The sequence below is a fragment of the Streptomyces sp. NPDC006012 genome (assembly GCF_042871185.1).
In the GTDB taxonomy this organism is placed as follows: Bacteria; Actinomycetota; Actinomycetes; order Streptomycetales; family Streptomycetaceae; genus Streptomyces.
The window spans coordinates 65563-90549 of sequence record NZ_JBIAIE010000003.1 but is presented as its reverse complement, the minus strand read 5'-3'; the positions used below and the strand labels follow the sequence as shown (position 1 = coordinate 90549).

At 68.4% G+C, this 24987-nt stretch carries 24 protein-coding genes; 12 read left to right on the top strand and 12 right to left on the bottom strand.

Annotated features, from left to right (window positions below; all coding sequences use genetic code 11):
• Positions 1–9: 9 nt before the first annotated feature.
• Positions 10–300, bottom strand: a complete 291-nt coding sequence (locus ACFYPJ_RS07260) for a GntR family transcriptional regulator (protein ID WP_389011864.1) — start codon at positions 298–300, stop codon at positions 10–12.
• A 160-nt stretch (positions 301–460) separates the two neighbouring features.
• On the opposite strand from ACFYPJ_RS07260, the gene ACFYPJ_RS07255 reads away from it, so the two are divergent.
• From ACFYPJ_RS07255 to ACFYPJ_RS07220, 8 genes are all read left to right on the top strand, one after another.
• Entirely contained in the window at positions 461–757 is a 297-nt protein-coding gene (locus tag ACFYPJ_RS07255) for a hypothetical protein (RefSeq protein WP_389011861.1), read from the top strand.
• 555 nt (positions 758–1312) lie between these two features.
• Positions 1313–1969, top strand: a complete 657-nt coding sequence (locus tag ACFYPJ_RS07250; RefSeq protein ID WP_389011858.1) for a hypothetical protein — start codon at positions 1313–1315, stop codon at positions 1967–1969.
• A gap of 29 nt (positions 1970–1998) precedes the next feature.
• Complete coding sequence (locus ACFYPJ_RS07245) at positions 1999–3000, top strand: hypothetical protein (protein WP_389011855.1); 1002 nt, start codon at positions 1999–2001, stop codon at positions 2998–3000.
• A gap of 173 nt (positions 3001–3173) precedes the next feature.
• Positions 3174–3482, top strand: a complete 309-nt coding sequence (locus ACFYPJ_RS07240; protein ID WP_389011852.1) for a hypothetical protein — start codon at positions 3174–3176, stop codon at positions 3480–3482.
• Positions 3479–4831 (top strand): hypothetical protein, encoded by a 1353-nt coding sequence (locus tag ACFYPJ_RS07235; protein WP_389011849.1) that lies wholly within the window; start codon positions 3479–3481, stop codon positions 4829–4831. The genes ACFYPJ_RS07240 and ACFYPJ_RS07235 overlap by 4 nt, the downstream gene beginning before the upstream one ends.
• 49 nt (positions 4832–4880) lie before the next feature.
• Positions 4881–5264: a hypothetical protein gene (locus ACFYPJ_RS07230; protein WP_389011846.1), complete on the top strand. Its 384-nt coding sequence runs from the start codon at positions 4881–4883 to the stop codon at positions 5262–5264.
• Entirely contained in the window at positions 5251–5889 is a 639-nt protein-coding gene (locus ACFYPJ_RS07225; RefSeq protein WP_389011844.1) for a hypothetical protein, read from the top strand. The genes ACFYPJ_RS07230 and ACFYPJ_RS07225 overlap by 14 nt, the downstream gene beginning before the upstream one ends.
• Positions 5886–6476, top strand: coding sequence for a hypothetical protein (locus tag ACFYPJ_RS07220; protein ID WP_389011841.1), 591 nt, complete (start codon positions 5886–5888; stop codon positions 6474–6476). Before ACFYPJ_RS07225 ends, ACFYPJ_RS07220 begins: the two co-directional genes overlap by 4 nt.
• A 264-nt stretch (positions 6477–6740) precedes the next feature.
• Here ACFYPJ_RS07220 and ACFYPJ_RS07215 read toward each other — a convergent pair whose 3' ends face one another.
• A complete protein-coding gene (locus ACFYPJ_RS07215) occupies positions 6741–7043 on the bottom strand; it encodes a WXG100 family type VII secretion target (RefSeq protein ID WP_376530006.1) in 303 nt (100 codons plus the stop codon).
• Positions 7044–7384: 341 nt separating this feature from the next.
• Between ACFYPJ_RS07215 and ACFYPJ_RS07210 the strand changes: the two genes are divergently transcribed.
• On the top strand, positions 7385–11947 hold the full coding sequence (locus tag ACFYPJ_RS07210) for an FtsK/SpoIIIE domain-containing protein (RefSeq protein ID WP_389011839.1): 4563 nt from the start codon (positions 7385–7387) through the stop codon (positions 11945–11947).
• A gap of 210 nt (positions 11948–12157) precedes the next feature.
• Here ACFYPJ_RS07210 and ACFYPJ_RS07205 read toward each other — a convergent pair whose 3' ends face one another.
• Positions 12158–13003, bottom strand: coding sequence for a menaquinone biosynthetic enzyme MqnA/MqnD family protein (locus ACFYPJ_RS07205; RefSeq protein WP_389011836.1), 846 nt, complete (start codon positions 13001–13003; stop codon positions 12158–12160).
• A 285-nt stretch (positions 13004–13288) separates the two neighbouring features.
• Between ACFYPJ_RS07205 and ACFYPJ_RS07200 the strand changes: the two genes are divergently transcribed.
• Positions 13289–13492, top strand: coding sequence for a cold-shock protein (locus tag ACFYPJ_RS07200; protein ID WP_003974443.1), 204 nt, complete (start codon positions 13289–13291; stop codon positions 13490–13492).
• Positions 13493–13737: 245 nt separating this feature from the next.
• Here the strand turns inward: ACFYPJ_RS07200 and ACFYPJ_RS07195 are convergent, their stop codons facing one another.
• Together ACFYPJ_RS07195 and ACFYPJ_RS07190 are read right to left on the bottom strand one after the other, a co-directional pair.
• Positions 13738–15684, bottom strand: a complete 1947-nt coding sequence (locus ACFYPJ_RS07195; RefSeq protein ID WP_389011833.1) for an AMP-dependent synthetase/ligase — start codon at positions 15682–15684, stop codon at positions 13738–13740.
• 230 nt (positions 15685–15914) lie between these two features.
• Positions 15915–17234, bottom strand: a complete 1320-nt coding sequence (locus tag ACFYPJ_RS07190) for an acetyl-CoA C-acetyltransferase (RefSeq protein WP_389011830.1) — start codon at positions 17232–17234, stop codon at positions 15915–15917.
• A gap of 126 nt (positions 17235–17360) precedes the next feature.
• Here ACFYPJ_RS07190 and ACFYPJ_RS07185 point away from each other — a divergent pair, with 126 nt between their 5' ends.
• Positions 17361–18683 (top strand): 3-oxoacyl-ACP reductase, encoded by a 1323-nt coding sequence (locus ACFYPJ_RS07185; RefSeq protein ID WP_389012932.1) that lies wholly within the window; start codon positions 17361–17363, stop codon positions 18681–18683.
• Positions 18683–19516, top strand: a complete 834-nt coding sequence (locus ACFYPJ_RS07180; RefSeq protein WP_389011828.1) for a MaoC family dehydratase — start codon at positions 18683–18685, stop codon at positions 19514–19516. The genes ACFYPJ_RS07185 and ACFYPJ_RS07180 overlap by 1 nt, the downstream gene beginning before the upstream one ends.
• On the opposite strand, the gene ACFYPJ_RS07175 is transcribed toward ACFYPJ_RS07180, so the two are convergent.
• The 7 genes from ACFYPJ_RS07175 to mqnP form a co-directional block, all read right to left on the bottom strand.
• Entirely contained in the window at positions 19504–20256 is a 753-nt protein-coding gene (locus tag ACFYPJ_RS07175) for a TetR/AcrR family transcriptional regulator (protein WP_389011825.1), read from the bottom strand. The genes ACFYPJ_RS07180 and ACFYPJ_RS07175 overlap by 13 nt on opposite strands.
• Positions 20257–20404: 148 nt before the next feature.
• On the bottom strand, positions 20405–20716 hold the full coding sequence (locus ACFYPJ_RS07170; RefSeq protein ID WP_389011823.1) for a DUF4229 domain-containing protein: 312 nt from the start codon (positions 20714–20716) through the stop codon (positions 20405–20407).
• 127 nt (positions 20717–20843) lie between these two features.
• On the bottom strand, positions 20844–21368 hold the full coding sequence (locus ACFYPJ_RS07165) for a GNAT family N-acetyltransferase (RefSeq protein WP_389011819.1): 525 nt from the start codon (positions 21366–21368) through the stop codon (positions 20844–20846).
• A gap of 87 nt (positions 21369–21455) precedes the next feature.
• Complete coding sequence (gene mqnE, locus ACFYPJ_RS07160; protein ID WP_389011816.1) at positions 21456–22619, bottom strand: aminofutalosine synthase MqnE; 1164 nt, start codon at positions 22617–22619, stop codon at positions 21456–21458.
• A gap of 57 nt (positions 22620–22676) precedes the next feature.
• Positions 22677–23132, bottom strand: coding sequence for an Lrp/AsnC family transcriptional regulator (locus tag ACFYPJ_RS07155; protein ID WP_389011813.1), 456 nt, complete (start codon positions 23130–23132; stop codon positions 22677–22679).
• Between the two features lie 128 nt (positions 23133–23260).
• Positions 23261–23944, bottom strand: a complete 684-nt coding sequence (locus ACFYPJ_RS07150; protein ID WP_389011810.1) for a UbiX family flavin prenyltransferase — start codon at positions 23942–23944, stop codon at positions 23261–23263.
• A 122-nt stretch (positions 23945–24066) separates the two neighbouring features.
• Positions 24067–24969 carry a menaquinone biosynthesis prenyltransferase MqnP gene (gene mqnP, locus ACFYPJ_RS07145; protein WP_389011807.1) on the bottom strand — a complete coding sequence of 301 codons (903 nt, stop codon included), beginning with the start codon at positions 24967–24969 and terminating at the stop codon, positions 24067–24069.
• Positions 24970–24987: the final 18 nt, after the last annotated feature.

Below are 24987 nucleotides of genomic sequence, written 5' to 3'. Positions count from 1 at the left end.
CGCCCCCTGCTACTCCGGCCCCTCACTGTCCGGCGACACGTCGACCTCCGGATACGCGACGAAGGTGCCCTTCGCCGGGAGAGTGACGACGAGGCCGCGTTCACGGAGTTCACGCGTGGCACGACGGGCGGTCAGGTGCGCGACACCGTATTCCGCGGCGAGATCACGCTCGCCCGGCAATCGGGCGCCAGGTCGTAGCTCTCCCCTGGCAATCCGCTCGGCGATGTGATCGGCCATCTGCATGTAGACGTACGCGATCTTGTTCGGGTCGATCGGCGACTGCCCTGAATCCGGCGTCATATCGAACAACGTACGACACCACTCAGTCCCACGGATCAGTGGAGTGCGGCTAACCGCTATACACCTCCCATATGCACCCTGTAGCGTGGTCCCCTCACAGACCCCGGCGACGGAGGGAAGCCGTCCCGGGGCACGGCCAACGCTGAATCGGAGCGTCGACATGCCGGACTTTATCGTCCGCCTCCTCACCTGGGCGCTGAGCGTCTGCACCCCAAGCCCTCAGGGCCGCCACCGCCGTGGTGCACCCCCGCCCCTGCGTTTCATCCCCGTCCCGCCTCCCCGCTTCACCGATCCCCTCGACGGCAACGCATCCCGCCTCGTACGCCCCTACGTCCTGGACCCCGCCGAACACCACCGCCAACGCGAACGCCGCCGGGCCGCCAGCCTCGCCACCCTCGGAATCGACGTAGGCCCGAAGCACATCCATGGCGTACGCGTACCAGCGGCCGGCCAATGACGCGCCCCGCCATGCGCATGTGCGCGCGCTGCGACCGCTCGACGGACGAACCGGTCCTGATCCACGAGGTCCACGCCCCAACGGGCCCGGGCTTCAACGTCTACGCATGCCCGGAATGCGCTGCCCGCTACTCACCCGGGGCAGACACGCACGAACTCCTGGATCCCACACATCGCCGCTCCCGCCTCACCCTCCGGGTCTACAGGATCAACACTGAGGGCACAGTGACCGACGACCGCGGCAGGGTCGAGGTCTTGGCCGGCGGTCACGGGGAACCGGTGCCATTCACATCGGCGTATCCACCGTGCTCCTGCCCGAGATGCACAGCTGCGCGATAGCAAAACGAACAAGCGACCAACGACAGCTCCGGACATGGCACTCGACCACGCCCGGAGCTGTCATCCGTTCGAGCACATTCAAGCCACGAGGCACTCCCGGAAGGATCCCTTACGCCTGAATTGCCCATGAGCGTGGGGAAGTTCGTCCTGGCAGAAGCGGGAACCCTACCGATACCGTTGGGCTCTTGACTGGAATTTTGTCTCACGGGGAGCCACAGTGAAGCGCCGCACCTTGCCAGTTGCTGTCGCGATTGGCGCGACGACAGTCCTTCTTCTGACCGCATGTGGCGGCAATGACGACGGAACGAAGGCAAACGACAAGATCGCCGGCGCCGATACCGGCGACGCCAAGACGTCGACCACGCCAAGCCCGAGCGCCTCGGACACGGTCAAGCGCCCAGATCTGACGTTGCCCAACGGCGTCAGCGACGTCTTTGAGAGTTGGCGCACGGGCGACACGACCAAGGACGCGGTCCTCGCCGATGCCGCGAGGGCACAGACCGCGATGAACGACGCCATCGTCAAAGGCAAGACGGACACACAAGGTCTGACTTTTTATTACCAGGGCAAGGCTCTGACGTCATCAGTGGCATGGGTCCAGAAATGGCTGGATGCCGGCCTCACCTACACCGGCACCACACGCTACTTCAATCCGAAGGTCGATCTGTTCGACAGCAAGTCCGCAGGCGTCTCGTTCTGTTCTGACGAATCAAAGGCATACAACAAGAACCGCAAGACCGACGTAGTCGACAAGTCGCCAGCAGATGACGATTCGTACGTGTTGTACAACACCCGGCTGGAAAAGACCGAGCATGGCATCTGGCAGACGACCGATGGCACATCCGTCAGGGGGAGTAAGTCGTGCGTCCAGTGATTAACTTACGCCCGGTTATTTCAGTCTGCATGCTCGCTGCCACCTGCGTACTCGCCGCACCTACCGTAGCCTTCGCCAAAGACCCCGGCGGCTCGCAGTTCGACGTCGGAGGCAACAATGAAAAGAACGGAGGTAAGACTCTAGAGTCACACATCGTCTACAGCGGTTCGATTAAGGGGAGCACAGGACACACTTCCAACGGATTTACGCCCGTTGGCGACTGGTCCCCGCCTGCCTGCTGGTACGAGCCCAAATGGAATCCGGCCCAATTCTCCGAGGCGTTCCGGAGTCAGTGGGACATCCCGCATGCCAGTGGCGTCGGCGAAGCCTACGCGATGGCAAAAGACCATTACATCAATGGCCAACCATACAAGGACTTCAACAAGTCTCAGACCGGGAAGGGCCTCTGGTGGGACGCGGTCCGAGACAAGAAACGGGAGGAATCAGGAGATCCGGCTGCCTTCGCCTGTGACACGGCAACCTTCTGGGTCGAGAACGGAAAGACACCCACGGTAGAGAATGCCGTAACCCCGGAAATCCTGGCCGAGCTCGCCTACAATCGGATCAACGTTCCCGACACGCAAATCAAGCTCGCCCCTGCGGAAATCACAAAGGTCAACCTCGCAACCTGGGCATGGCTCGACAAGGCCAAGTTCAACGAAGTCTCGGTCACGGCCTCGCTCGATGTCGGCGGTGTGAACATCCAAGCCACGACCACGGCCAAACCCATCTCTCTCAAGCTGGAGCCTGGTACCGGGGACGTTGAGCTCTACCCACCTTCCGGCGAGTGTGTCATGAACGACGACAATTCCATTGGTGAACCGTACGCGAAGGGAAAAGCTGACAAGATCCCGTCCTGCGGTGTCAAATATCTGCGCTCGTCCGGAAACGGCACCTTCGAGTTACGGGCAACCATCACCTGGGAGGTCAGTTGGACCGGAACCGGAGGTGTCGGCGGCAACCTGCCCAACGGCACGTTCGGGTCGACTCAGGCTGTCACCGTCCAAGAGATCCAGTCCGTCAACCGCTGACTAGGGTTGGCGTCACACGCGTTGCCGACTCGCTCTGGCGAAGCGGTAACCAACCCGATACCTTTGGACGCTTGCCCGAGTCTTTGTGACACGGGGAGCTAATCACAACGCACTCTTCGCCGGTCGCTGCTGACCCTTCCTCAGGTGCAGCGCAGGGAGGCTGAACCACCCACATGGCAGACGACTCGGACCTCATCGTCAACGTCGATCTACTGGTCGAATCAGAGTCCCGGCTAAAGGGAATCCAGAAGGAACTCAAGAACCTCGATCACCGGAAAGATGACATGCACCCTTACTGGGGTAGCGGAGAAATCGCCGACAAAATGGACGATTTCGTGGAAAACTGGGACGACTACCGGACGAAAATGCTGGAGAGCATCAAAACTGTAGGAGAACTGGTGAAGTCCACGATCGACGGCTTCACCGGTCTGGATGCCCAACTCGCCAATGAGCTGCGTAAGGCGAGGAGGGCGAAGAAGTGAGCGCTACGTCGAAGCCTCGTCCCCGTGACTGGCACCCACTCGCCGATTCCGATCCAGTGCCGGGTGATCCGGAGGAGATCCGCGATGAAGTGAAGCACATGATCTCAGTCGCGCAGAGCCTACGCGCGCAGGCCAAGCTGCTTGGCGAAATCAAGAACGACAACGAACTAAGGGGCAAGTACGCCGACAAGCTGCGTGAAGAATCGCAAGTACTGGAGAAGCACTTAGGTGAGGTTGCCGAGCGTTACGAACATGTACACGGCCACCTGACCAAGTGGGCAACTGAGCTAGAGGAATTGCAGTCGGACGCCGATAGGGTCCTGACCAACGCGAAAAAGGAACAGGAAGAGATAGAGGCTGAAAAAGCCAAGAAAGAGTCCCATCCCAAAGATGTACCACACCCTTCGGAGAGTGGAACAGAAGGCGACCCGTTGCGGATATTCCGCGACCAGTTGGACCGTATCGTGGGAGACCGTGATGATCGCGCAGCATATTATGCGCGCAAAATCGGCGAGCAGTTGGGCGATGGCATCAAGGACAGCACGTGGGACAACGTCAAAGGATGGGTCCACGATCACGCGAAAGAAATCAAGATCGTCCTCGACGCACTGGGCTGGGTGGCGACGATCGCCGGAATTGTTGCCATCTGGATTCCTGGGTTGAACCTCCTAGTGCTGGGGATCGCCATTGTAACCATCCTGGCCAGGTCCATGCTGGTTGCGACCGGCGATGCGTCATGGACCGACCTGGCATTCGACGTCGGTGGCTTGCTCCTGATGGGTGTCGGTCGCGGTGGCCTATCTGCGCTGAAAGGCGCCAACAAGGTAACGAGTGCTGCCGCCCAAACCACCCGAACCGCCGGACTCAAGGCGGGGCTTAGGGCACATAAGCCAGCACTGGACGATCTGAGCAAGGCCATGGCAAATTCCCAGGACGATGTGTCCCGGAGATTTTTCTCGGACCTGCGTAATTACACCTTGAAGAAGATCTCCAGAGATGTCGGCTTGGTCGCAAAGGGGCCGACTGAGGTATCCACGATGTCCAAATGGATACACCTGGGGGACGACGAGGCCGCTGGCCTGTTCGGACAGCTTCGCGCCAACAGGACTGCTTTCCCTGATGCCGTGGCCGGCGAAGCCTCCAAGGTCGGACATGCGGGCTATGCGGCGGCGATGACGGCCGCATACGGCGGCATGGGCGTCGATGTTGTCGACAAGGCATTGAGTCAGAGTGATTCCATCGGCTGGCTGGCCGAGAATGGCCTGCTTCCTGGCGACAAGCCCTACAACGAGGACTACAACACGTGGAAGGGCAGCGGCTGGATGCCTGCCCCGGACACCCACTGGTGACCCGCACCCGCTGGCTACGGCAGCAAACATGGCAGAAGGAGCAGGGCAAATGGCCGAATCCCTAAAAGAACAGTTGGGCACTGGTCCGAATTTCAGGGTACGGGTTACCATCATCGGTGCCCTCGTATCCATCCTCCCATTTATTTTGATTTCGTTCCTGATCCCAGACTCAAGTCGCCAAATCCTATTCTGGATCTATCGGTTCCTGCTGTCTGGTTGTTTGTTCTATCTCCTTTGGATCTTGATCAAGAACCCCACGCCCAGCAAGCGCCCACCGCTTCTTACGCGAGACCTTGCCATGGGCTGGGCCCTCCTGCTACCCAGCCTCATCAGTTCGTTCTGGCCGGGAATCATCGGTGCTCCCCTGCTCACTGTGCTCGTCGGCGCGACCTGGGTCGCAGAAAAGATTCGGAACCGAAGTGTCGCTTCCTGAGAGCTCCGCTAAATTGGCCCGCGTTCCGACGGGATTCAATGTCGTTCCTCCTCCAGGATGGGATATTATTCCTCTCCAGAACGGAACAGACGAGGCGATTCGAAAAATCGTCAATAAATCCGTTCTACAGCTACCGCCGGGGTTCCCGAAAGACGATATTCCCAAGGCGCGATTGCGACTCATCAAAGAGTTGAAAGAAACAGTTCGGCAGGCACGCAAGTCCAACGGCCTGTCGCTCTATCTTCCCATCGAGCGAATCCACGGAATGATCATCCCGGCTTCATTTGTCGCGTCAGAGCCATTACACGCGCAAGTCGGCGACGTAGACTCTAGGGATTTGCTAATCAATATTGCCCAGAACGCGGATATTTCATCGGCTCGAGAACTCGACGAAATAGCGGCCGTACGCACCCTGCAGAAGCTTCCCCCCGCCCCGGACAAGGGAGTTGAAGTTCCGTCCTGGCGGGTGCAGTACGTCGTACCGATTCCCAACAGCACCCCCGCGAGATTGATGACATTCACCTTCAGTACGTTGATCGTACCCGATATGGATATCAAGTTCGCCGAAACCCTCGTCGAGTTGTTCGATGCCGTGATGACTACATTTCGCTGGAGTTACGCATGATAATTGTTGAGACCGATTCGGACCCGGCACACTGGTTCCACATGCCTCTGACCGGCAACAAGTCAGAGTTCGCGCATTGGTTGGATCTGCAACTAGAAGCAAGCGCCCGGCTGCACCAGCGCAAGCTTGGCTGGCGTGAAAAGCGCCAGATGAAGAAATTTCTTGAAGGATCGGCAGACATGCTGCATAACCGCATCGAAGCCGATCAGGCATTTCTTTTCGGTCCGATTCCGCCCCAGGCGGCACCGCTAGTCCTCTTCACCAAGCAGGTCGCCTGCGACGAGGAGCACACGGACCTGCATCTGAGCATGCTGGCCGAGCCTGACCCCAGTACTGCCGCAGCCAGTGACCGCGTTGAAACCGTGCCCTTCACCTCGCCTCATTTCGGTGAAGGACTGCGCTGTCTGCGCAGTTGGACCGGCCCTGGCGGCGGCCTGATGCTTTCTGTCGCCTACGCGTGGAACGACCCGACGCACAACATCGATCTGCTACTCAAGGGGCACTACGACGACCCGGCCCTCCTCGAAGCATCCTTCGAGGCTATCGACGAATTCGCCCGTAGCATCCGGCCCAGCAAAACCGTCTGACGGGCCTGACACGACACAGCGGCGTATGTCAGCAGCCCATTTACGGATTTCAGAAGTTTTTGCGCCCTGAAGACGTTGTCTTGCCGGTCGGAGGAGCCTTTCTGAACCGAGGATTTGCGCATCTCGCGCCGTTTCTGCTCGGCAGACCGCCGACTGGTGACCTGGACGAGGCGAGGGTGCAACACCGAGAAGCTGCAAGGCATGGCACGCGGCGCGTCCCCAGAGGCACGCGCCGCACCGAGCCATACCGCTGCGGGGTGAGACCTACCTGCTCTTGGCCGACTTCGCCAGTTCCTCGTCGATCTGCTCGAACTTGTCCGCAGCCGTCGTCAGGTAGTCGCCCATGCCGTCCAGGCCGTCCAGCGTGTCCTTCGTCCCCCGTACGAACTCGTCGAAGTTCTCGTCGAACGCCTTCGACGAGCTCTTGGTGACATAGCCGGACTCGACCAGGTTCGCGATGTACTTGCGCAGGCCGTCCAGTTTCTCCTGGAGCTTTTCCTTCTCCTTGACGACATGCTTGGCTGCATCCCGCATGTCCTGGTATGTGACGTCAAGGTCCTTGGCCATGAAGCTGCTCCCTCTTCAAAACGCCGCAGGGCCAACCCCCGTGGCTCCCTGTGTGCGGACGAGACGGCTGGTAGACATGGTTCCGCCGGTGCGATCGTCCGCTCTTGCGACTGCAGCTTACGGGGGTCAACTGAGCGGCCACATCCCCGAATCGGGAACCGAATCCCGGAGCGGATCCGGAACGCGATCCGGGAGCGGGGCCGGGTGGGCTCGGGCGTGGCGCGTTGCCATCGGGAAGGGTTCGCTTCCCCATTGCCCCGTCCGGGCGCCGAGCGGATATCGTCACTTCGACTGTGACCTGCGGGAGGGAAGCGGGCACGGGGGGCTTGGGGAGGACAAGCGTGCGCCTGACTCTGACCGTCGTCGATCCGTTCGGCGGGGATTCCGCCGATGTCGTACTCGATGCCGACCCCGAGTCCAGCGTCGGGGACATCGCCGTGGAACTGGCCAAGCACGTCGGGGTCAGTGGTGCGCAGGTCATTCCGATCGGGCATCAAGCGGTTCCGGCGGGCGGTGCGCCGCTCGTGTACGTGGACGGGTACGGCGTCGATCCCGGTGCCACCGTGGTCGGTTCGCCGCTGCGGGACGGGGCCGTCGTCAGCCTTCAGGATCCCGCCGGCTGCCTGCCCGGCGAGCCGACCGGCCTGGTGGAACTGCGGGTGGTGGGCGGGCCGGTCGCCGGGTTCGTGCACCGGCTCGGGGTGGGGCGGTACGACATCGGCAGCGGGCCGGCCTCGTACATCCGTATCGACGATCCCGAACTCGACGCCCGTGCCCTCACCTTGTCAGTTGCAACCGATGGCACCTGCCAGGTCGCCGTGCACGCCGACAAGGACGCCGTCACCCTCGACGGGAAGAAGATCTCCGAGGGCGACGGCGCCGGGGTCTGGCCGCTCGGTGGGCAGATCGCCGTCGGCAACTCGCTGCTCGAACTGGGGCGTTACAGCCCGCCCAACGCCGCGCTGAAGTGGTCGGACGACGGGGTCGGGCTCGACTACAACCGGCCGCCCCGGCTGCGTCCGCCGGACCGGCAGACCAAGTTCCGGCTGCCGAGCCCGCCCCGGGAGTACGAGGCCCGGCCGCTGCCCTGGCTGATGGCGCTGACGCCGCTCGTGGCGTCGGTCGTCTCCGTGCTGATCTTTCACCGCTGGTACTACCTGATCATGGCGGGGCTCAGTCCCATCATGCTGTTCGCCAACTACTTCATGGACAAGAAGCACGGGCGCAAGTCCCATGCGAAGCAGCTCAAGGAGTACAAGGAGCAGAAGGAGCGGATCGAGAAGGACGCGCAGGACGCGCTGGTCGCGGAGCGGCAGGACCGGCGCAACGCGGTGCCCGACCCGGCCGCCGTGCTGTCGCTCGGCACCGGTCCGCGCACCCGGCTGTGGGAGCGGCGGCGCACCGACCGGGACCATCTGGTGGTACGGGTCGGGACGGGGCGGCTGCCGTCGGAGGTCGTCCTCGACGACCCCGAGCAGGACGACCACCGGCGCCAGGTCACCTGGGACATCGAGGACGCGCCGGTCGCGCTCTCGCTGCGCTCGCTCGGCGTCATCGGCATGGCGGGCCCCGGTGATTCCGCCCGGGCGCTGGGACGCTGGGCGCTGGCGCAGTCCGCGGCGCTGCACAGCCCGATGGACGTCCAGGTGTACGTGCTGAGCGAGAGCAGTGCGCAGGACAGCTGGGACTGGGTGCGCTGGCTGCCGCACGCCCGGCCGACCGGCGGGCAGGACGCCAACGTCCTCATCGGCACCGACGCCGAGACGGTGGGCGCCCGGATAGGCGAGCTGACCCAGATCCTCGACGCCCGGAAGAAGACCGCCGAGCAGAACCGCGGGCAGGGCACCTCGTTCAGCGACCCGGACATCGTCGTCGTGTGGGACGGGTCGCGGCGGCTGCGGTCGCTGCCGGGAGTGGTGCGACTGCTGCGCGAGGGGCCCGCGGTGTCGATGTACGCGGTGTGCCTGGACGCGGAGGAGCGGTTCCTGCCTGGCGAGTGCCAGGCGTACGTGGTCGCCGAACCCAAGGCGCGGGAGTACGACAGCCCGGCCCAGCAGGCGGTCCCGCAGCAGGCGGCGGGCGGGTTCCCGTCGTTCCAGGCGTGGCATGCGACGGGCGAACCGGAGCCCGAACAGGCCGCGGTGGCACAGGAGTTGCGGCTGCGGGTCGAGGAGGCGGGCGCGGAGCGCATCAAGGACGTACGGCCGGACTTCGTGTCCGCCCCCTGGTGCCTGCGGCTCGCGCGCTCGCTGTCCGCGCTGCGGGACATCAGCGGGGAGACCGAGGACTCGGCGCTGCCGGCCGCGAGCCGGCTGCTGGACGTGCTCCAGCTGGAGCCGCCGACCGGTGACGCGATCACCGCCCGCTGGCGGATGGGCGGGCAGTCGACGCTCGCGGTGGTCGGTGAGTCGTACGACGGCCCGTTCGGCATCGACATGCGCAAGGACGGCCCGCACGGGCTGATCGCCGGTACCACCGGTTCCGGCAAGTCGGAGCTGCTACAGACCATCGTGGCGTCGCTGGCGGTGGCCAACACGCCGGAGAACATGACCTTCGTCCTCGTCGACTACAAGGGCGGCTCCGCGTTCAAGGACTGTGTGCAGCTGCCGCACACCGTCGGCATGGTCACCGACCTCGACGCCCACCTCGTCGAACGTGCCCTGGAGTCGCTGGGCGCGGAGCTGAAGCGGCGCGAGCACATCCTGGCCGCCGCCGACGCCAAGGACATCGAGGACTACCAGGACCTGGTGCGGAGGGACCCCTCGCACGCCCCGGTGCCCCGGCTGCTCATCGTGATCGACGAGTTCGCGTCGATGGTGCGCGACCTGCCGGACTTCGTGACCGGTCTGGTCAACATCGCCCAGCGGGGCCGTTCGCTCGGCATCCACCTGCTGCTGGCCACCCAGCGGCCGAGCGGCGTGGTCTCCCCCGAGATCCGGGCCAACACCAACCTGCGGATCGCGCTGCGTGTGACGGACGGCGGCGAGTCCAGCGACGTCATCGACTCGCCGGAAGCCGGGCACATCTCCAAGAACACCCCGGGCCGGGCGTATGTCCGGCTCGGGCACGCCTCCCTCGTACCGTTCCAGTCGGGGCGGGTCGGCGGGCGCCGGCCCGGCGCCGCGGACCCGACCGTGCTCGCCCCCTGGGTGAGCGGGCTGGCCTGGGCGGACCTGGGCCGGGCCGCACTGGTGAAACCGAAGGCCGAGGCGCGCGAGGACGAGGAGATCACCGACCTGAAGGTGCTGGTCGACGCGGTCCGCGACGCCAACGCCGCGCTGCGCATCCCGGCCCAGCACAGCCCGTGGCTGCCCGCGCTCACCGAGACGCTGCTGCTGGCGGAGATCGAGACGCCTTCGGTGGCGACGCTCCCGCCGGGGCGGCTGGCGCCCGCGCCGTACGGTGTGGAGGACCTGCCCGCCGACCAGGCACGCCGTCCGGTGGTCGTGGACTTCGCGTCCTTCGGCCATCTGATGATCGGCGGCGCCCCGCGCAGCGGCCGGTCGCAGGTGCTGCGCACCATCGCGGGCTCCCTGGCCCGTACGCACTCCGTCGCCGACGTCCATCTCTACGGCATCGACTGCGGCAACGGCGCCCTGAACGCGCTGACCCGGCTGCCGCACTGCGGCGCGGTCGTCGGCCGCAACCAGACCGAGCGGGTCGTCCGCCTGGTCAACCGGCTCAAGGGCGAACTCTCCCGCCGCCAGGACCTGTTGGCGGACAAGGGCTTCGCCGACATCGGCGAGCAGCGGGCCGCGTCCCCCGAGGAGGATCGGCTGCCGCACATCGTCGTGCTGCTCGACCGCTGGGAGGGCTGGGTACCCACGCTCGGCGAGATCGACCACGGTTCGCTGACGGACAAGCTGACGACGCTGATGCGCGAGGGCGCGAGCGTCGGCATCCATCTGGTGCTGACCGGTGACCGTACGCTGCTCGTCGGCCGGATCGCGACGCTGACCGAGGACAAGTACGGGCTGCGGCTCGCCGACCGCAGCGACTTCACCACGCTCGGCATCCCCGCCCGCAAGGTGCCCGAGGAGATCCCGCCGGGCCGCGCGTTCCGCAACGAGTCCGGTACGGAGACGCAGTTCGCGCTGCTCGCCGAGGACACGACCGGGCAGGGGCAGGCGGCGGCGATCGCGGCGATCGGCGAGGCGGCCGCGGCCAGGGACACGGACGTGCCGCGCTCGCGCCGGCCGTTCCGGGTGGACAGCCTGCCGAGCCGGATCTCCTTCCCTCAGGCGTGGGAGATGCGCGACCCGCAAGGTTCCCGTTCGCGGCTGTGGGCGCTGGCGGGCATCGGCGGCGACGAGATCGTCGGCTTCGGCCCGGATCTCGCGGACGGCGTCCCGTCGTTCGTGATCGCGGGCCCGGCGAAGTCCGGCCGCTCGACGGTCCTGCTGAACTTCGCCCAGTCCTATCTCACCCAGGGCGTACGGCTGGTCGTCGCGGCCCCGCGCCAGTCGCCGCTGCGGCAGCTCGACGGCAGGGACGGCGTGCTGAAGGTCTTCACCGGCGACGACATAGACGAGGACGAGTTCGAGGAGGTCATCGACTCGGCGTCGCCCGAGGAGCCGATCGCCGTGCTCGTCGACGACGGGGAGATCCTGGAGGACTGCGACGCCGCCTCCCAGATGAAGCGCATCGTCTCCCGCGGTGCCGAACAGGGCCTCGCCCTCGTCATCGCCGGTGACGAGGAGGACGTGTGCAGCGGCTTCTCGGGCTGGCAGGTGGACGCGAAGAAGGCCCGCCGCGGCATCCTGCTGTCCCCGCAGGAGTCCTCCAGCGGCGACCTCATCGGCGTGCGCCTGTCCCGCAGCCTGGTGGGCGGCCAGATCGCCCCCGGCAAGGGCATGCTCCACCTGGGCAACGGCGAACTGCGCACGGTGGTCGTACCGGGCTGAGGCGGGGCACCGGGCCTCGGGCACGGGGGCCGGAGACATGCGGGCGCAGCCCCAGGGCCTCGGTCACGGGGGTGACAGGGACTGGGGCCTCGGTCGCGGGGCGACGCGTGCTGGTCGGTCTTCGGCAAGCGGGAGGTCGGGGTGTCCTCGCCATGCTGTGCGAGGGCGCTGCCCCTCCCTATGTCAGCGCTCCCTGAACCCCGGCACTGCCTACCCCAGCAGCTCCACGTTCACGTCCGCCGGAAAGCCCGTCGTGGGGCCGACCCGGCGGGCGAACTCGGCGACCGCCGCCAGCTGCGGGCCGCCGAAGCGGAAGTCGAGGGTCGTGAAGTACTGCGCGAGGACCTGCTCGTCGAACGCCTCCCAGCGGGCCGCGTGCTCGGCGACCTTGCCGACCTCCTCCAGGGAGAGGTTGCGCGAGGACAGGAACGCCTCGTGCACCTGACGGGTGATCACCGGCTCGCGCTCCGCGTAGTCGCGCCGGGCCGCCCAGACCGCGAAGACGAACGGCAGGCCCGTCCACTCCTTCCACAGCGTGCCCAGGTCGTACACAGCGAGCCCGTAGCGCGGCCCGTCGAGGAGGTTGGCCCGCAGGGCGGCGTCCCCGATGAGTACGGCCGCCTCCGCATCCTGCATCATCAGGCTGAGGTCGGGCGGACAGGTGTAGTACTCGGGCCGTACGCCGAACCGCTCGGCGAGCAGCAGCTGGGCGAGGCGTACGGAGGTGCGCGACGTCGAGCCGAGGGCGACCCGGGCGCCGTCCAGCTCGTCGAGGGGGACCTGGGAGACGATCACGCAGGACATCACCGGGCCGTCGCAGCCGACCGCGATGTCGGGGAAGGCGACCAGGTCGTCCGCGTTCTTGAGGAACTCGACGAGGGCGATGGGCCCGATGTCGAGGTCCCCGCACACCAACTGCTCGCTGAGCTTGTCCGGGGTGTCCTTGGTCAGCTCGAAGTCGAGGAGGGTGCCGGTCCTCGCGAGCCCCCAGTAAAGGGGCAGGCAGTTCAGGAACTGGATGTGGCCGACGCGCGGCCGGGTGCGAGAAATGTCCACATCGCGAGACTAGACCCCCTGGAGTAGGCTTCCGAGACCGCCCTACGTCAAGTGGCCCAGCAGGTGTTCAAACTTCCGGGTGACGTGATCTTGACCCCTATTGCTCGGGGCTGCCTGCGTGCTAGGCTCGCCGCAAGTTGCAGTTTGGTTTCCCTTGCAGTACAGAGCCTGCGGAGCATGTAACCGCGGGCTCTCGTCGTTTTCAGACATATGCACTTGTGCGGCACGGTTTCACACTTGCAGGTTCTGGAGCAGGGCAACCCTTTGTGGGCCCAAGGAGGGCTTATGGCTACCGGAACCGTGAAGTGGTTCAACGCCGAAAAGGGCTTTGGTTTCATCGCCCAGGAAGGCGGCGGCCCCGACGTATTCGTCCACTACTCCGCGATCAACGCTCAGGGTTTCCGTTCCCTCGAAGAGAACCAGCAGGTGAGCTTCGACGTGACCCAGGGCCCGAAGGGCCCGCAGGCGGAGAACGTCACCCCCGTCTGAGTCTGAGCAGCGACCTGATCGCAGCCTGAAAAGAAGTACCCAAGGAGCCCCGCGCCTTCCGGCGACGGGGCTCCTGCCTTTCCTGGTCGGTGACCGGCCGCCGACCGTCACGGGAGCAACAGGGGTAACAGGGGTAACAGGGGAAACAGGGGAAACAGGGACAGCCGGGGGCAGCAGAGGCAGAGGCGGCAGCAGGGGGCAGAGGCGCCCGCTACTCCTCGTACCGGGCTATCCCGCGTACAGGGCTATCCCGCGTACAGGGCCTCCACCACGTCCGAGAAGTCGCGCATGATCTCGGCGCGGCGCAGCTTCATCGAGGGGGTCAGGTGACCCGCCCGCTCGGTGAAGTCCGTCGGGAGGATGGTGAACTTCCTGATGGACTCGGGGCGGGAGACCAGGCGGTTCGCCTCGTCCACCGCGCGTTGCAGGATGGCGTTCAGGTCCGGGTCGTCCACCAGGAGTTCCGCCGGGACCGGGTGTCTGCCGTTCATCCGGCGCCAGTGCGTGATGCCGTCGGGGTCGAGGGTGATGAGGGCGGTGACATAGGGGCGGGCGTCGCCGACCAGCATGACCTGGGAGATCAGCGGGTGCGAGCGGAGCCAGTTCTCCAGCGGCGCCGGTGCCACCGACTTGCCGCCCGCGGTGATCAGCAGTTCCTTCTTGCGGCCGGTGATCGTCAGATAGCCCTCGTCGTCCAGGTGCCCGATGTCGCCGGTGGGCAGCCAGCCCTCCCGGGTCGCCGGGACCACCCCGCCCGCCTGCGGGTCCCAGTAGCCGCGCAGCACGTGATCGCCCGCGATCAGGATCTCACCGTCCGCGGCTATCCGGACCTTCGTGCCCGGCATGGGCCAGCCCACCGTGCCGAGGCGCGGCTTGAGCGGCGGGGTGACGGTGGAGGCTCCGGTCGTCTCGGTCAGCCCGTAGCCCTCGTAGATCTCGATGCCCGCCCCGGCGTAGAAGGCGGCCAGGCGGCTGCCCAGGGGGGAGCCGCCGCAGATCGCGTACCGCACCCGGCCGCCCATCGCGTTGCGGATGCGGCGGTAGACCAGCGGGTCGTAGAAGGCGCGGGCCGTGCGCAGAGCGGGGCCGGGGCCGCTGCCGCTGCCGGTCTGCCGGGCCTCCAGTGCCTCGCCGTAGCGTCTGGCCACGGCCGCCGCGCGGTCGAACGAGGTGGTCCGGCCGCCCGACTCCGCCTTGGCCCGGGCGGTGTTGAAGACCTTCTCCAGCATGTACGGGATGGTCAGCAGGCAGGTCGGCCGGAAGGCCGCGAGGTCCGGCAGCAGGTCCTCGGGTTTGAGGCTCGGCGCGTGGCCGAGGCGTACCCGGGCGCGGACGCAGGCGATCGCCACCATGCGGCCGAAGACGTGGGACATCGGGAGGAACAGCAGGACGGACGGCTCCTCGACGGTCCTCGCCTTGAAGATCGGGTAGAGCAGTTCGATGGCGTTGTCGACCTCGGCGAAGAAGTTGCCGTGGGAGAGGGCGCAGCCCTTGGGGCGGCCGGTGGTGCCGGAGGTGTAGATGAGGGTGGCGAGGGTGTCCGGGCCGAGCATGCCCCGGCGGACGTCGACCTCCGCGTCCGGGACCTGTTCGGCGCCGTGTTCGGCGAGCCGTTCCAGGTGTTCCTTGTCGATCACCCACAGGTGCCGCAGATCGGGTACCCGGTCGAGTTCCGGGCCGAGGGCGGCGGCCTGGGCCGCGGTCTCCGTCACCAGGGCGACCGCGCCGGAGTCCTGGAGGATCCAGCGGGTCTGGAAGACGGACGAGGTGGGGTAGACGGGGACCGTCACCAGGCCGGCCGCCCAGGCGGCGAAGTCGAGGAGGGTCCACTCGTAGCGGGTGCGGGCCATGACGGCGATCCGGTCGCCCGGTGCCAGGCCCTGGGCCAGCAGGCCCTTGGCCAGGGCGAGCACCTGGTCGGCGAAGGCGGCGGTGGTCACCTCCGTCCACTCGCCGTCCGCCGTACGGCGGCTGAGGACGACGGCGTCGGGGACCGCCGCGGCATTGTCGAAGGGCAGGTCGGCGAGCGACCCGCGCCGCACCGGCGGGCTGAACGGCGGTACGGACACCTCGCGCACGGCACCGTCCAGGCGCCGGATCTCGGGCTCCACGAGGATCGGTGCGCCGTCGTAGTCGGTGGCGGTGACCGGCTGGCCGAAGGAGGCGGAGGCGTTCGGGTACAGGCTGGACACGGGGGCGGCTCCTCGGGCGTGCAGCGGCGGACGGCTTGCTGCATGACGTACGTGCCTCGCGCACCGAGGCGTTCGCCGGCGGTGGGCCGACGGGCCGCGGGAGCGTCGTCACCGACGGCCGGACAGCGATCAGGCAGGTGATCGTACGGCCCCGCTGTGGTGGGGATGTGCGCTTTCCGGAGGGATCCAGCACCGGGGGTGTGCAACCTCGGGGATTGTGTGAAGGCGTGTCACGGTCGCTCCAGGATCGCCGTGACGCCCTGGCCGCCCGCCGCGCACACGGAGATCAGCCCGCGGGCCGGTCCCTCCCGCTGCGCCAGCAGCTTGGCCAGCGTGGCCACGATACGGGCGCCGGTCGCCGCGAAGGGATGGCCGGTGGCCAGGGAGGAACCCGCCACGTTCAGCCGCGCGCGGTCCACCGGCGCCAGCCCCCTTTTCTCCCAGGCGGCCAGCGTCGCCAGCACCTGGGAGGCGAACGCCTCGTGGATCTCGACGAGTTCGAAGTCCGCCATGCCGAGGCCGGCCCGCTCCAGCATGCGCGGCACGGCGTACGCGGGCGCCATCAGCAGGCCGTCCTCGCCGCCCGCCACATCACCGTGGACGAAGTCCACCGCCGCCGTCTCGTACGCCGTGAGGTAGGCCAGCGGCTCCAGGTCCCGCTGCCGCGCCCACTCCTCGGAGGCCAGCAGCACCACGGCCGCGCCGTCCGTCAGCGGTGTCGAATTGCCCGCGGTCATGGTGGGGTCGGGGTGCGCCAGCCCGAACACCGGTTTGAGCGCGGCCAGTTTCTCCGCCGTCGAGCCGGGGCGCAGGTTCTGGTCGCGCGCAAGGCCCCGGAACGGGACCACCAGGTCCTGGAAGAAGCCGCGTTCGTAGGCCGCCGCGAGCCGCTGGTGGCTGGTCGCGGCCAGTTCGTCCTGTGCGGCGCGGGACAGGGGGCCGCCCTGTTCGGAGGGGGCCGAGCGCACGGAGAAGGCCCGGGCCGTCACCGCGGCGTGCTCGCCCATGGACAGGCCGGTGCGGGGCTCGGCGTTGCGCGGGATGTCGGGGACGAGGTGGCCCGGCCGTACCTTCGCGAGCGCCTTCAGCCGGGCCCCGGCCGACTTCGCCCGCCGGGCCGTGAGCAGGATGCGGCGCAGTCCGTCGTTGACGCCCAGCGGGGCGTCGCTCGCGGTGTCGGCGCCGCCCGCGATCGCCGCCTCGGTCTGGCCGAGGGCGATCTTGTTGGCGGCGGCGATGACGGCCTGGAGGCCGGTGCCGCAGGCCTGCTGGATGTCGTAGGCCGGGGTGCGGGCGTCCAGCGTCGAGCCGAGGACCGTCTCGCGGGCGAGGTTGAAGTCCCGGCTGTGCTTGAGGACCGCACCGGCCACGAACTCGTCCACTGCGCCGGGTCCTTCGAGACCGTAGCGCTCCACGAGGCCGTCCAGGGCGGCGGTGAGCATCTCCTGGTTGGAGGCGGTGGCGTAGGCGCCGTCGGAACGGGCGAACGGGATGCGGGTGCCGCCGATCACCGCGACCCGGCGGACCCGCGGCGACTCAAGGGGACTCATCTCGATCTGCTCCTCCACCCCGACGTAGGCTTACCTCCGGTAACCTTACTCCAGAGTAAGTCAGCTGGGCACCGCTCCGGACACCTGCTCCGGGCGCCGCCCCGTAACCCCGTGGAAGTGGGAGACATGGCCGACCGCTATCTGAGCTTCGCCGGCACCGCACCCGGCCGCTTCCTGACCCAGCGACTCGGCCTGCCCCGCCCGGCGGTGCTGCACCGCTGGTCACCGGGGTCCCCGGCGCTCGACGGGGACCTGCTCCACCTGACGGCGGGCACCTCCGGCCTCGCTCTCGCGCCGGTACTGGCCCGCACGGGGATCGCCTTCGGAGAGGAAGGGGGCGCCGCCGGCCGGGCGCACCCCGCCGCCGTCGTCCTCGACGCCACCGGGGTGCGGGACGTCGACGCGCTCGCCGAGGTGCACTCCGCCCTGCACCCCGTCGTCCGGTCGGTCGCCGACAGCGGCCGGGTGCTGGTGCTGGGCGCACCGCTCGACCCCGCCGACCACCATCAGTCGGCCGCCCAGCAGGCCCTGGAGGGCTTCGCCCGGTCGCTGGGCAAGGAGATCGGCCGCGGCCGGACCGTGAACCTGCTGCGGCTGCGCGACGCGTCCGCCGCCGAGTCCACCCTCCGCTTCCTGCTCTCCCCCAAGTCCGCCTACGTCAGCGGCCAGGTGATCCACGTCGGCGCGGGCCCCGCCCGGCCGCCCGGCGACTGGGAACGGCCGCTGGCCGGGCACACTGCCCTGGTCACCGGTGCCGCACGCGGTATCGGCGAGGCCGTCGCCGAGACCCTGGCCCGGGACGGGGCGCACGTCTTCGTCCTGGACGTGCCCGCCGCCGAGGCGGACGCCCGCCGGGTCGCCGAACGGCTCGGCGGCAGCGCGCTCACCCTCGACATCACCGCCGCCGACGCGGCCGAGCGGATCGCCGCCGCGCTCCCGGACGGCCTTGACGTGCTCGTCCACAACGCGGGCATCACCCGGGACCGACGGCTGGTCAACATGCCCGCGGAGCGCTGGAGTCCGGTGCTGGAGGTCAATCTGGGCAGCGTGCTGCGCACCACGGACGCGCTCCTCGCCCGCGGGACCCTGCGGCCCGGCGGGCGCGTCGTGGCCACCACCTCGATCGCCGGGCTCGCGGGCAACGCGGGGCAGACGAACTACGGCGCGAGCAAGGCGGGCATCGTCGGCCTGGTCCGCTCCCTGGCACCCCGCGCGCTGGACGCGCACGGGGTCACCGTCAACGCGGTCGCGCCCGGGTTCATCGAGACCGCGATGACCGCCGCGATCCCGCTCCTCATCCGAGCGGCGGGCCGCAGGATGAACTCCCTCGCCCAGGGCGGACTGCCCGCCGACGTCGCCGAGACCACGGCCTGGCTCGCCCACCCGGCCTCGGGCGCGGTCAACGGGCAGGTCGTACGGGTCTGCGGGCAGAGCCTGCTGGGGGCGTGATGTCCGTCGTCCTCGCAAAGGCCCCCGCGCTCGCGCCGCTGCTGGCCCGCGGCGCCCTGCTGTCCCCCTTCAAACGGCCCCGCCCGGACGCGGACTTCCCCCGTGACCGGCTCGTGCTGCCCGCGCAGCGCATCGACCTGGCTCGGCTGGCGCGCTACGAGCGGGTGTGCGGCTTCGCGACCGGCGACGACGCCCTGCCCCTGACCTACCCGCAGGTGCTGGGCTTCCCGCTGGCCATGCGGCTGATGAGCGACCGCGCCTTCCCGCTGCCGCTGCTCGGGCTCGTCCACACGTCGGTCGAGCTGACCCGGCACCGGGCGCTCACCACCACCGGGGAGTACGAACTCGCCGTCCAGGTGGAGGGGCTGGCGCCGCACCGGCGCGGTACGGAGGCGTCCGTGGCCACCGAGGTACGGGCCGGCGGCGAGCTGGTGTGGGAGTCGCGGAGCACCTATCTCGCGCGCCACCGCACCTCCGGCGCCGCCGCGGCCGAACGGCCGGAGCACCGGCCGCTGCCCGCGCTCGCCGAATGGCGGCTGGCCGCCGACATCGGCCGGCGCTACGGCGCCGCCTCCGGCGACCGCAACCCCATCCACCTCCACCCGCTCACCGCCCGCCTGTTCGGCTTCCCGCGGACCGTCGCACACGGCATGTGGACGGTGGCCCGCTGCCTTGCCGCCCACGGCAGCCCGGAGGCGGTACGGGTGCGGGCTCGGTTCCGGGCGCCGGTGCTGTTGCCGGGAGCGGTGACGTACGCGGCGGACGGGGGGCGGTTCGAACTGCGCGGCGAGGGCGGCCGGCTCCATCTGACCGGCGCGGTCTACCCGAGCTGACCCACCGGCTCACCGGGCCTGTCGGAACCCCCGGGCCCGGCGGACCCGACGGCGTCGCCCGACTCCGCGGATTCGGGCGACGCCGCAGACTCGGCGGGCTCCTCGGGCGGTGTCCAGGGGTGGTTCGCCATGAGGTCGCCGAGGCCCGCCCACGCGAAGTTCATCAGGGTCGTCGCCGCCTGCCGGGCCGTGACGCCCGGGGTGGCGTTGGCCCAGGCGGCGAGGGACTCGGCGGCGCCGACCAGAGCCACGGCGAGGCCGGCGACCTCGCCTTCGGGCAGGTCACGGTTGCGGTGCGCGTCGCGGGCCGCGACGGCGATCAGCTCGGTCACGAACGCGACGATCTCCTCCCGCAGCGCCGCGACCTCGGCGGCGAAGGCCGCGCCGTGGGTGCGGGCCTGGAGGTGCAGCACGGACCAGGCGTCCGGGTGCTCGCCGGTGTGGGTGAAGAACGCCCGCAGGCCGTCCCAGAGTTGCCGGTCGGCGGGCAGCCCGGGCCGGACACCGGAGCGCACCGCGTCCGTCAGCGCCTTGGCCTCACGGCGGATGCACGCCGTGAACAGGTCTTCCTTGGAGTTGAGATAGAGATACACCAGCGGCTTGGACACACCGGCCAGTTCGGCGATCTCGTCCATCGAAGCGGCCGCATACCCCCGTCGGCCGAAGATCCGTACGGCGGCGTCGAGCATCTGCTGCTCACGGACCGCTCGTGGCATCCGCTTGGTCTTCCCGGCACCCATGGGGCCAGCGTAAGCGCTCCGCCGGCGAGGGCAGGCTCCGTCGCTCGTCCGCGGTGCGGCGAGGCCGTGTCAGGACGGGCGCAGGCGTGGGCTTCGTGTCAGGACGAGCGGTTCCGGGCGTGGCCCCGGGTGCGGGCGGCGCGTCGGGTCAGGACGGCTGGCTCTGCGCGTGCCCCTGGGTGCGGGCGGCGTCGTCGGCCAGGTCCTCCGCGCTGCGGTTGGCCTCCAGGTTGGCCTTGGCCCGGTCGACCCTGCGGACGATCTGGACGGAGGCACGGTCCCGTTCCCGGCGCAGCACGATGAAGCTGATCGGCGCCGAGAGCACCAGCGCGAGCAGCAGCACCCACAGGAGGTTGGAGTCGCCGAAACCGCGCGGGAAGATGCCGGAGGAGACGAGGCCCCAGACGACGAGGAAGCAGCCCACGAAGATACCGAGGCGCATCAGCGTGTAGCGGAGCATCGCAATCCACTCTTCCGTTTCTGGCGGTCACCCCGCTCGATGGAGTCGAGGGAGGTCGGAACACCCCAAAGAGGCACCATCCAGTGAAGCACGCCGCCCGCTCGATCTTGCGGGCGGGGGGCGGGTGTCAGGTGAGCGGCAGCAGCATCGTGATGTCGTCGCGGTCGTCCCCGTCGGCGACGCGGATGGCGCCGGGCACCCGGCCGACCTCCTTGTACCCGCAGGAGCCGTAGAACCGCTCCAGGCCGAGTCCGCCCCGGCAGGTGAGCCGGATCGCGTCGATGCCGTCGAAGCCGCGGGCCGCGTCCGCGGCGGCGGCCAGCAGGTCACGTCCGTATCCGCGGCCCTGGTGGCGCGGGTGCACCATCACCGTGTTCAGCCACACCCAGTGCCGCATCAGCCGGTGCGGGTTGAAGGACAGGAAGGCCGTCGCGGCGACCTCGCCCGCCGCGTCGTGCCCGGCCAGCAGCCGGGTGCGCCCCTCGGCCATCGCCACGAGGTGCCGGACCAGTTCCGGCCGTATCAGCTCCCGCGACGCCGGCGGCACGAAGCCCACGGCGCCGCCCGCGTCGGAGACGTCGGCCCACAGGTCCAGGACGCCGTCACGGAGCGCCCGGTCGACGGCCGGATCGAGGATGAATGTAAGGGACATGCACGCATCGTACCTATTACGTCAATGCTGCCGGGCGGCCCTCCGGCGCGGTACGGCCACCCGGCGGCCGCGTCGGCCGGGGCCCGTTCACAGACGCATCGGCTGCGGCGACTCGCGGCGCAGCGGGTCCGGGCCGTCGTACTCGCGGACGATCTCGTAGCGCGTATTGCGCTCCACCGGGCGGAAACCCGCGTCGCGGATGAGGTCCAGCAGGTCCTCGCGGGTCAGCTTGTCCGGGGTGCCGAACTCGTCCGCGTCGTGAGTGATCTTGTACTCGACGACCGAGCCGTCCACGTCGTCGGCACCGTGCTGGAGCGCGAGCTGCGCGGTCCGCACGCCGTGCATCACCCAGAACACCTTGACGTGCGGGACGTTGTCGAACAGCAGCCGGGAGACGGCGAAGGTCTTCAGCGCCTCGGCGCCGGTCGCCATCTGCGTCCGGGCCTGCAGCCGGTTGCGGATCTTGCCGTCCTTCATGTCGACGAAGTCGTGCTGGTAACGCAGCGGGATGAAGACCTGGAAACCGCCGGTCTCGTCCTGGAGTTCACGCAGCCGCAGCACGTGGTCGACCCGGTGGCGGGGCTCCTCGATGTGGCCGTACAGCATGGTGCACGGGGTCCTGAGCCCCTTCTCGTGCGCCAGGCGGTGGATGCGCGACCAGTCCTCCCAGTGCGTCCGGTGGTCGACGATGTGCTGCCGCACCTCCCAGTCGAAGATCTCGGCGCCGCCGCCGGTCAGCGACTCCAGGCCGGCATCGATCAGTTCGTCGAGGATCTCGGACGCGTCGAGCCCGGAGACGGTCTCGAAGTGGTGGATCTCGGTCGCCGTGAACGCCTTCAGGGAGACGTTCGGCAGCGCGGCCTTCAACTCCCGCAGCGCGTGCGGGTAGTAGCGCCACGGCAGGTTCGGGTGCAGGCCGTTGACGATGTGCAGCTCGGTGATGCTCTCCGGCTCCATCGCCTTGGCCAGCTCGACGGCCTCCTCGACGCGCATCGTGTACGCGTCCTTCTCGCCGGGCTTGCGCTGGAAGGAGCAGTAGGCACAGGACGCCGTGCACACGTTCGTCATGTTGAGGTGCCGGTTGACGTTGAAGTGCACGACGTCGCCGTTCTTGCGGGTGCGCACCTCGTGGGCGAGGCCGCCGAGCCACGCCAGGTCGTCCGACTCGTACAGCGCGATGCCGTCCTCGCGGGTCAGCCGCTCGCCGGAGCGCACCTTCTCCTCCAGCTCGCGCTTGAGCCCGACGTCCATGTCCGTGCCTCTCTCTCGGCGACTCGACGGTTGTGGCCCCACCGTACGCCCCGGGAGCTACACCTCCTCGGGCAGCTCACCCACCCGGTTCTCCCACTTGGTGGACAGCACGATGGTGGTACGGGTGCGGGAGACGCCCTTGGTCCCCGACAGCCGGCGGATGATCCGCTCCAGGCCGTCCACGTCCGCGGCCCGCACCTTCAGCATGTACGAGTCCTCGCCCGCGATGAACCAGCAGTCCTCGATCTCGGGCAGGTCCTTCAGCCGACGGGCCACGTCCTCGTGGTCGACGGCGTCGGACAGCGAGATGCCGATCAGGGCGGTGACGCCGAGGCCGAGCGAGGCCGCGTCCACCGTGGCCCGGTAACCGGTGATGACACCGGCCGTCTCCAGCCGGTTGATGCGGTCGGTGACGCTGGGGCCCGACAGGCCGACGAGGCGCCCCAGCTCGGCGTAGGAGGCCCGGCCGTTCTCCCTCAGGGCCTGAATGAGCTGTCTGTCCACCGCGTCCATGCGATCGAAGCCTTCCGCTGATGAGATCCGAAGAGAGATCTGCAGAGTTCCTGACGTTTTCCGAAGTGCCGAAGTGCTGAAGTGCTGAGTGCTGAAGTGCCCGAGTACGGTCCGGGGCCGCCCGCTGCTCACTCGGTCCGGGAACCGCCGCCGAGGTCGCCCGCCCACCGGCGGTAGAGCCGGTGGGCGACGCCCGCCGCGTCCAGGACCCGTCCAGCGACGAAGTCCACCAGGTCCTGGATGTGGGTGGCCCCCGCGTAGAAGGCCGGGGAGGCCGGCACCACGCTCGCGCCCGCGTCGTCCAGGGCGACCAGGTGACGCAGCGTCTGGCCGTTCAGCGGGGTCTCCCGCACGGCCACGACCAGGGGGCGGCGCTCCTTGAGGGTGACGCTCGCCGCCCGCTGGAGCAGATCCTTGGACAGCCCGAGCGCCACACCGGCCACACAGGCGGTTGAGGCGGGCACGATGAGCATCCCCCGCGCGGGGTACGAACCCGAGGACGGCCCGGCGGCCAGATCGCCCGCGCGCCAGTACCGCACCCGCTCGATGTCCGCGTCGGCCACGGGGAACGTACCGGGCTTGCCGTCGGCTCCACGCGAGAGCCATTCCCGCAGGTCCTCGCGCCAGTGCGAGTCCCGGAAGGCGATCTTGGTCTCGTCGAGCAGCGTCAGCCGGGAGGCGCGGGACACGACCAGGTCGACCTGCTCCCCCGCGTCCAGCAGCGCCCGCAGCACGGCGGCCGCATACGGGGTGCCGGAAGCTCCGGACACCCCCACGATCCAAGGCGCGCGCTGCGATTCTCCTGGGTTCACACCTTGAGCGTACCGGTGGGACCGGAGGTGTTCAGGCCGGGTGGGGGGCCTCGGGGTCGGTGGGGAGCCGGGACGTGTCGACGGTGGGACGCCCGAAACGGGTGTCCACGGCTGCCGCCGTCTCAGACGGTCAGCCCCCGTACGAGAAGGTCGAGCAGCGCACACACGAACAGGGCAATGCCGATGAACCCATTGACGCTGAAGAACGCCCGGTTCAGCCGGGACAGGTCGTGCGGGCGGACGATGGTGTGCTCGTACACGAACGCGCCCGCGACGATCACCAGGCCCAGCCAGAAGAAGGCGCCCGCCCCCGTGGCCACCGCGTACCACGCGAACAGGGCCGTCGTGATCGTGTGGCACACCCGGGCGCCCCAGATCGCCGCGGGGATGCCGAACCGGGCCGGGACCGACAGGACACCGATCGCGCGGTCGGTCGCCACGTCCTGGCAGGCGTAGATCAGGTCGAAGCCGCCGATCCAGATACCGACCGCGAGGCCCAGGATCACCGCGTTCCAGGACCACTCGCCGCTGATCGCCAGCCAGCCGCCCACCGGGCCCATGGCCTGCGCCAGGCCCAGGATGGCCTGCGGGAAGTTCGTGAAGCGCTTGCCGTAGGGGTAGACCACCATCGGGATCACCGCGATGGGGGCGAGGGCCAGGCACAGCGGGTTCAGCAGCGCCGCCGCGCCGAGGAAGACCACCACCGCGATCAGGGCACCGGTCCAGGCGTGCCGGACCGACATCGCACCGGTCACCAGCTCACGGTGGGCGGTGCGCGGATTGCGCGCGTCGATCTCCCGGTCGATGATCCGGTTGACCGCCATCGCGAACGTGCGCAGACCCACCATGCAGACGGTGACCAGCAGCAGCCGGCCCCAGTGGATGTTCCTGTCCCAGTCGTACATCGCCGTCAGTGACGCGATGTAGGCGAAAGGCAGGGCGAAGACGGAGTGCTCGATCATCACCAGGCGCAGGAACGCCCGGGTGCGTCCCGGCTGCGGGATCGCGGCGGATGCGCTGCTCACAGGCCGTACTCCGGTTCG

What these genes read in the sequence shown, in the direction of transcription:
- ACFYPJ_RS07240 (WP_389011852.1), top strand. Translation starts at nt 3,174, where the DNA reads ATGGCAGACGACTCGGACCTCATCGTCAACGTCGATCTACTGGTCGAA.
- ACFYPJ_RS07220 (WP_389011841.1), top strand. Translation starts at nt 5,886, where the DNA reads ATGATAATTGTTGAGACCGATTCGGACCCGGCACACTGGTTCCACATG.
- ACFYPJ_RS07260 (WP_389011864.1), bottom strand. Translation starts at nt 300, where the DNA reads ATGACGCCGGATTCAGGGCAGTCGCCGATCGACCCGAACAAGATCGCG.
- ACFYPJ_RS07175 (WP_389011825.1), bottom strand. Translation starts at nt 20,256, where the DNA reads ATGGGTGCCGGGAAGACCAAGCGGATGCCACGAGCGGTCCGTGAGCAG.
- ACFYPJ_RS07215 (WP_376530006.1), bottom strand. Translation starts at nt 7,043, where the DNA reads ATGGCCAAGGACCTTGACGTCACATACCAGGACATGCGGGATGCAGCC.
- ACFYPJ_RS07190 (WP_389011830.1), bottom strand. Translation starts at nt 17,234, where the DNA reads ATGAGTCCCCTTGAGTCGCCGCGGGTCCGCCGGGTCGCGGTGATCGGC.
- ACFYPJ_RS07165 (WP_389011819.1), bottom strand. Translation starts at nt 21,368, where the DNA reads ATGTCCCTTACATTCATCCTCGATCCGGCCGTCGACCGGGCGCTCCGT.
- ACFYPJ_RS07200 (WP_003974443.1), top strand. Translation starts at nt 13,289, where the DNA reads ATGGCTACCGGAACCGTGAAGTGGTTCAACGCCGAAAAGGGCTTTGGT.
- ACFYPJ_RS07255 (WP_389011861.1), top strand. Translation starts at nt 461, where the DNA reads ATGCCGGACTTTATCGTCCGCCTCCTCACCTGGGCGCTGAGCGTCTGC.
- ACFYPJ_RS07155 (WP_389011813.1), bottom strand. Translation starts at nt 23,132, where the DNA reads ATGGACGCGGTGGACAGACAGCTCATTCAGGCCCTGAGGGAGAACGGC.
- mqnE (WP_389011816.1), bottom strand. Translation starts at nt 22,619, where the DNA reads ATGGACGTCGGGCTCAAGCGCGAGCTGGAGGAGAAGGTGCGCTCCGGC.
- ACFYPJ_RS07180 (WP_389011828.1), top strand. Translation starts at nt 18,683, where the DNA reads ATGTCCGTCGTCCTCGCAAAGGCCCCCGCGCTCGCGCCGCTGCTGGCC.
- ACFYPJ_RS07245 (WP_389011855.1), top strand. Translation starts at nt 1,999, where the DNA reads ATGCTCGCTGCCACCTGCGTACTCGCCGCACCTACCGTAGCCTTCGCC.
- ACFYPJ_RS07230 (WP_389011846.1), top strand. Translation starts at nt 4,881, where the DNA reads ATGGCCGAATCCCTAAAAGAACAGTTGGGCACTGGTCCGAATTTCAGG.
- ACFYPJ_RS07185 (WP_389012932.1), top strand. Translation starts at nt 17,361, where the DNA reads ATGGCCGACCGCTATCTGAGCTTCGCCGGCACCGCACCCGGCCGCTTC.
- ACFYPJ_RS07170 (WP_389011823.1), bottom strand. Translation starts at nt 20,716, where the DNA reads ATGCTCCGCTACACGCTGATGCGCCTCGGTATCTTCGTGGGCTGCTTC.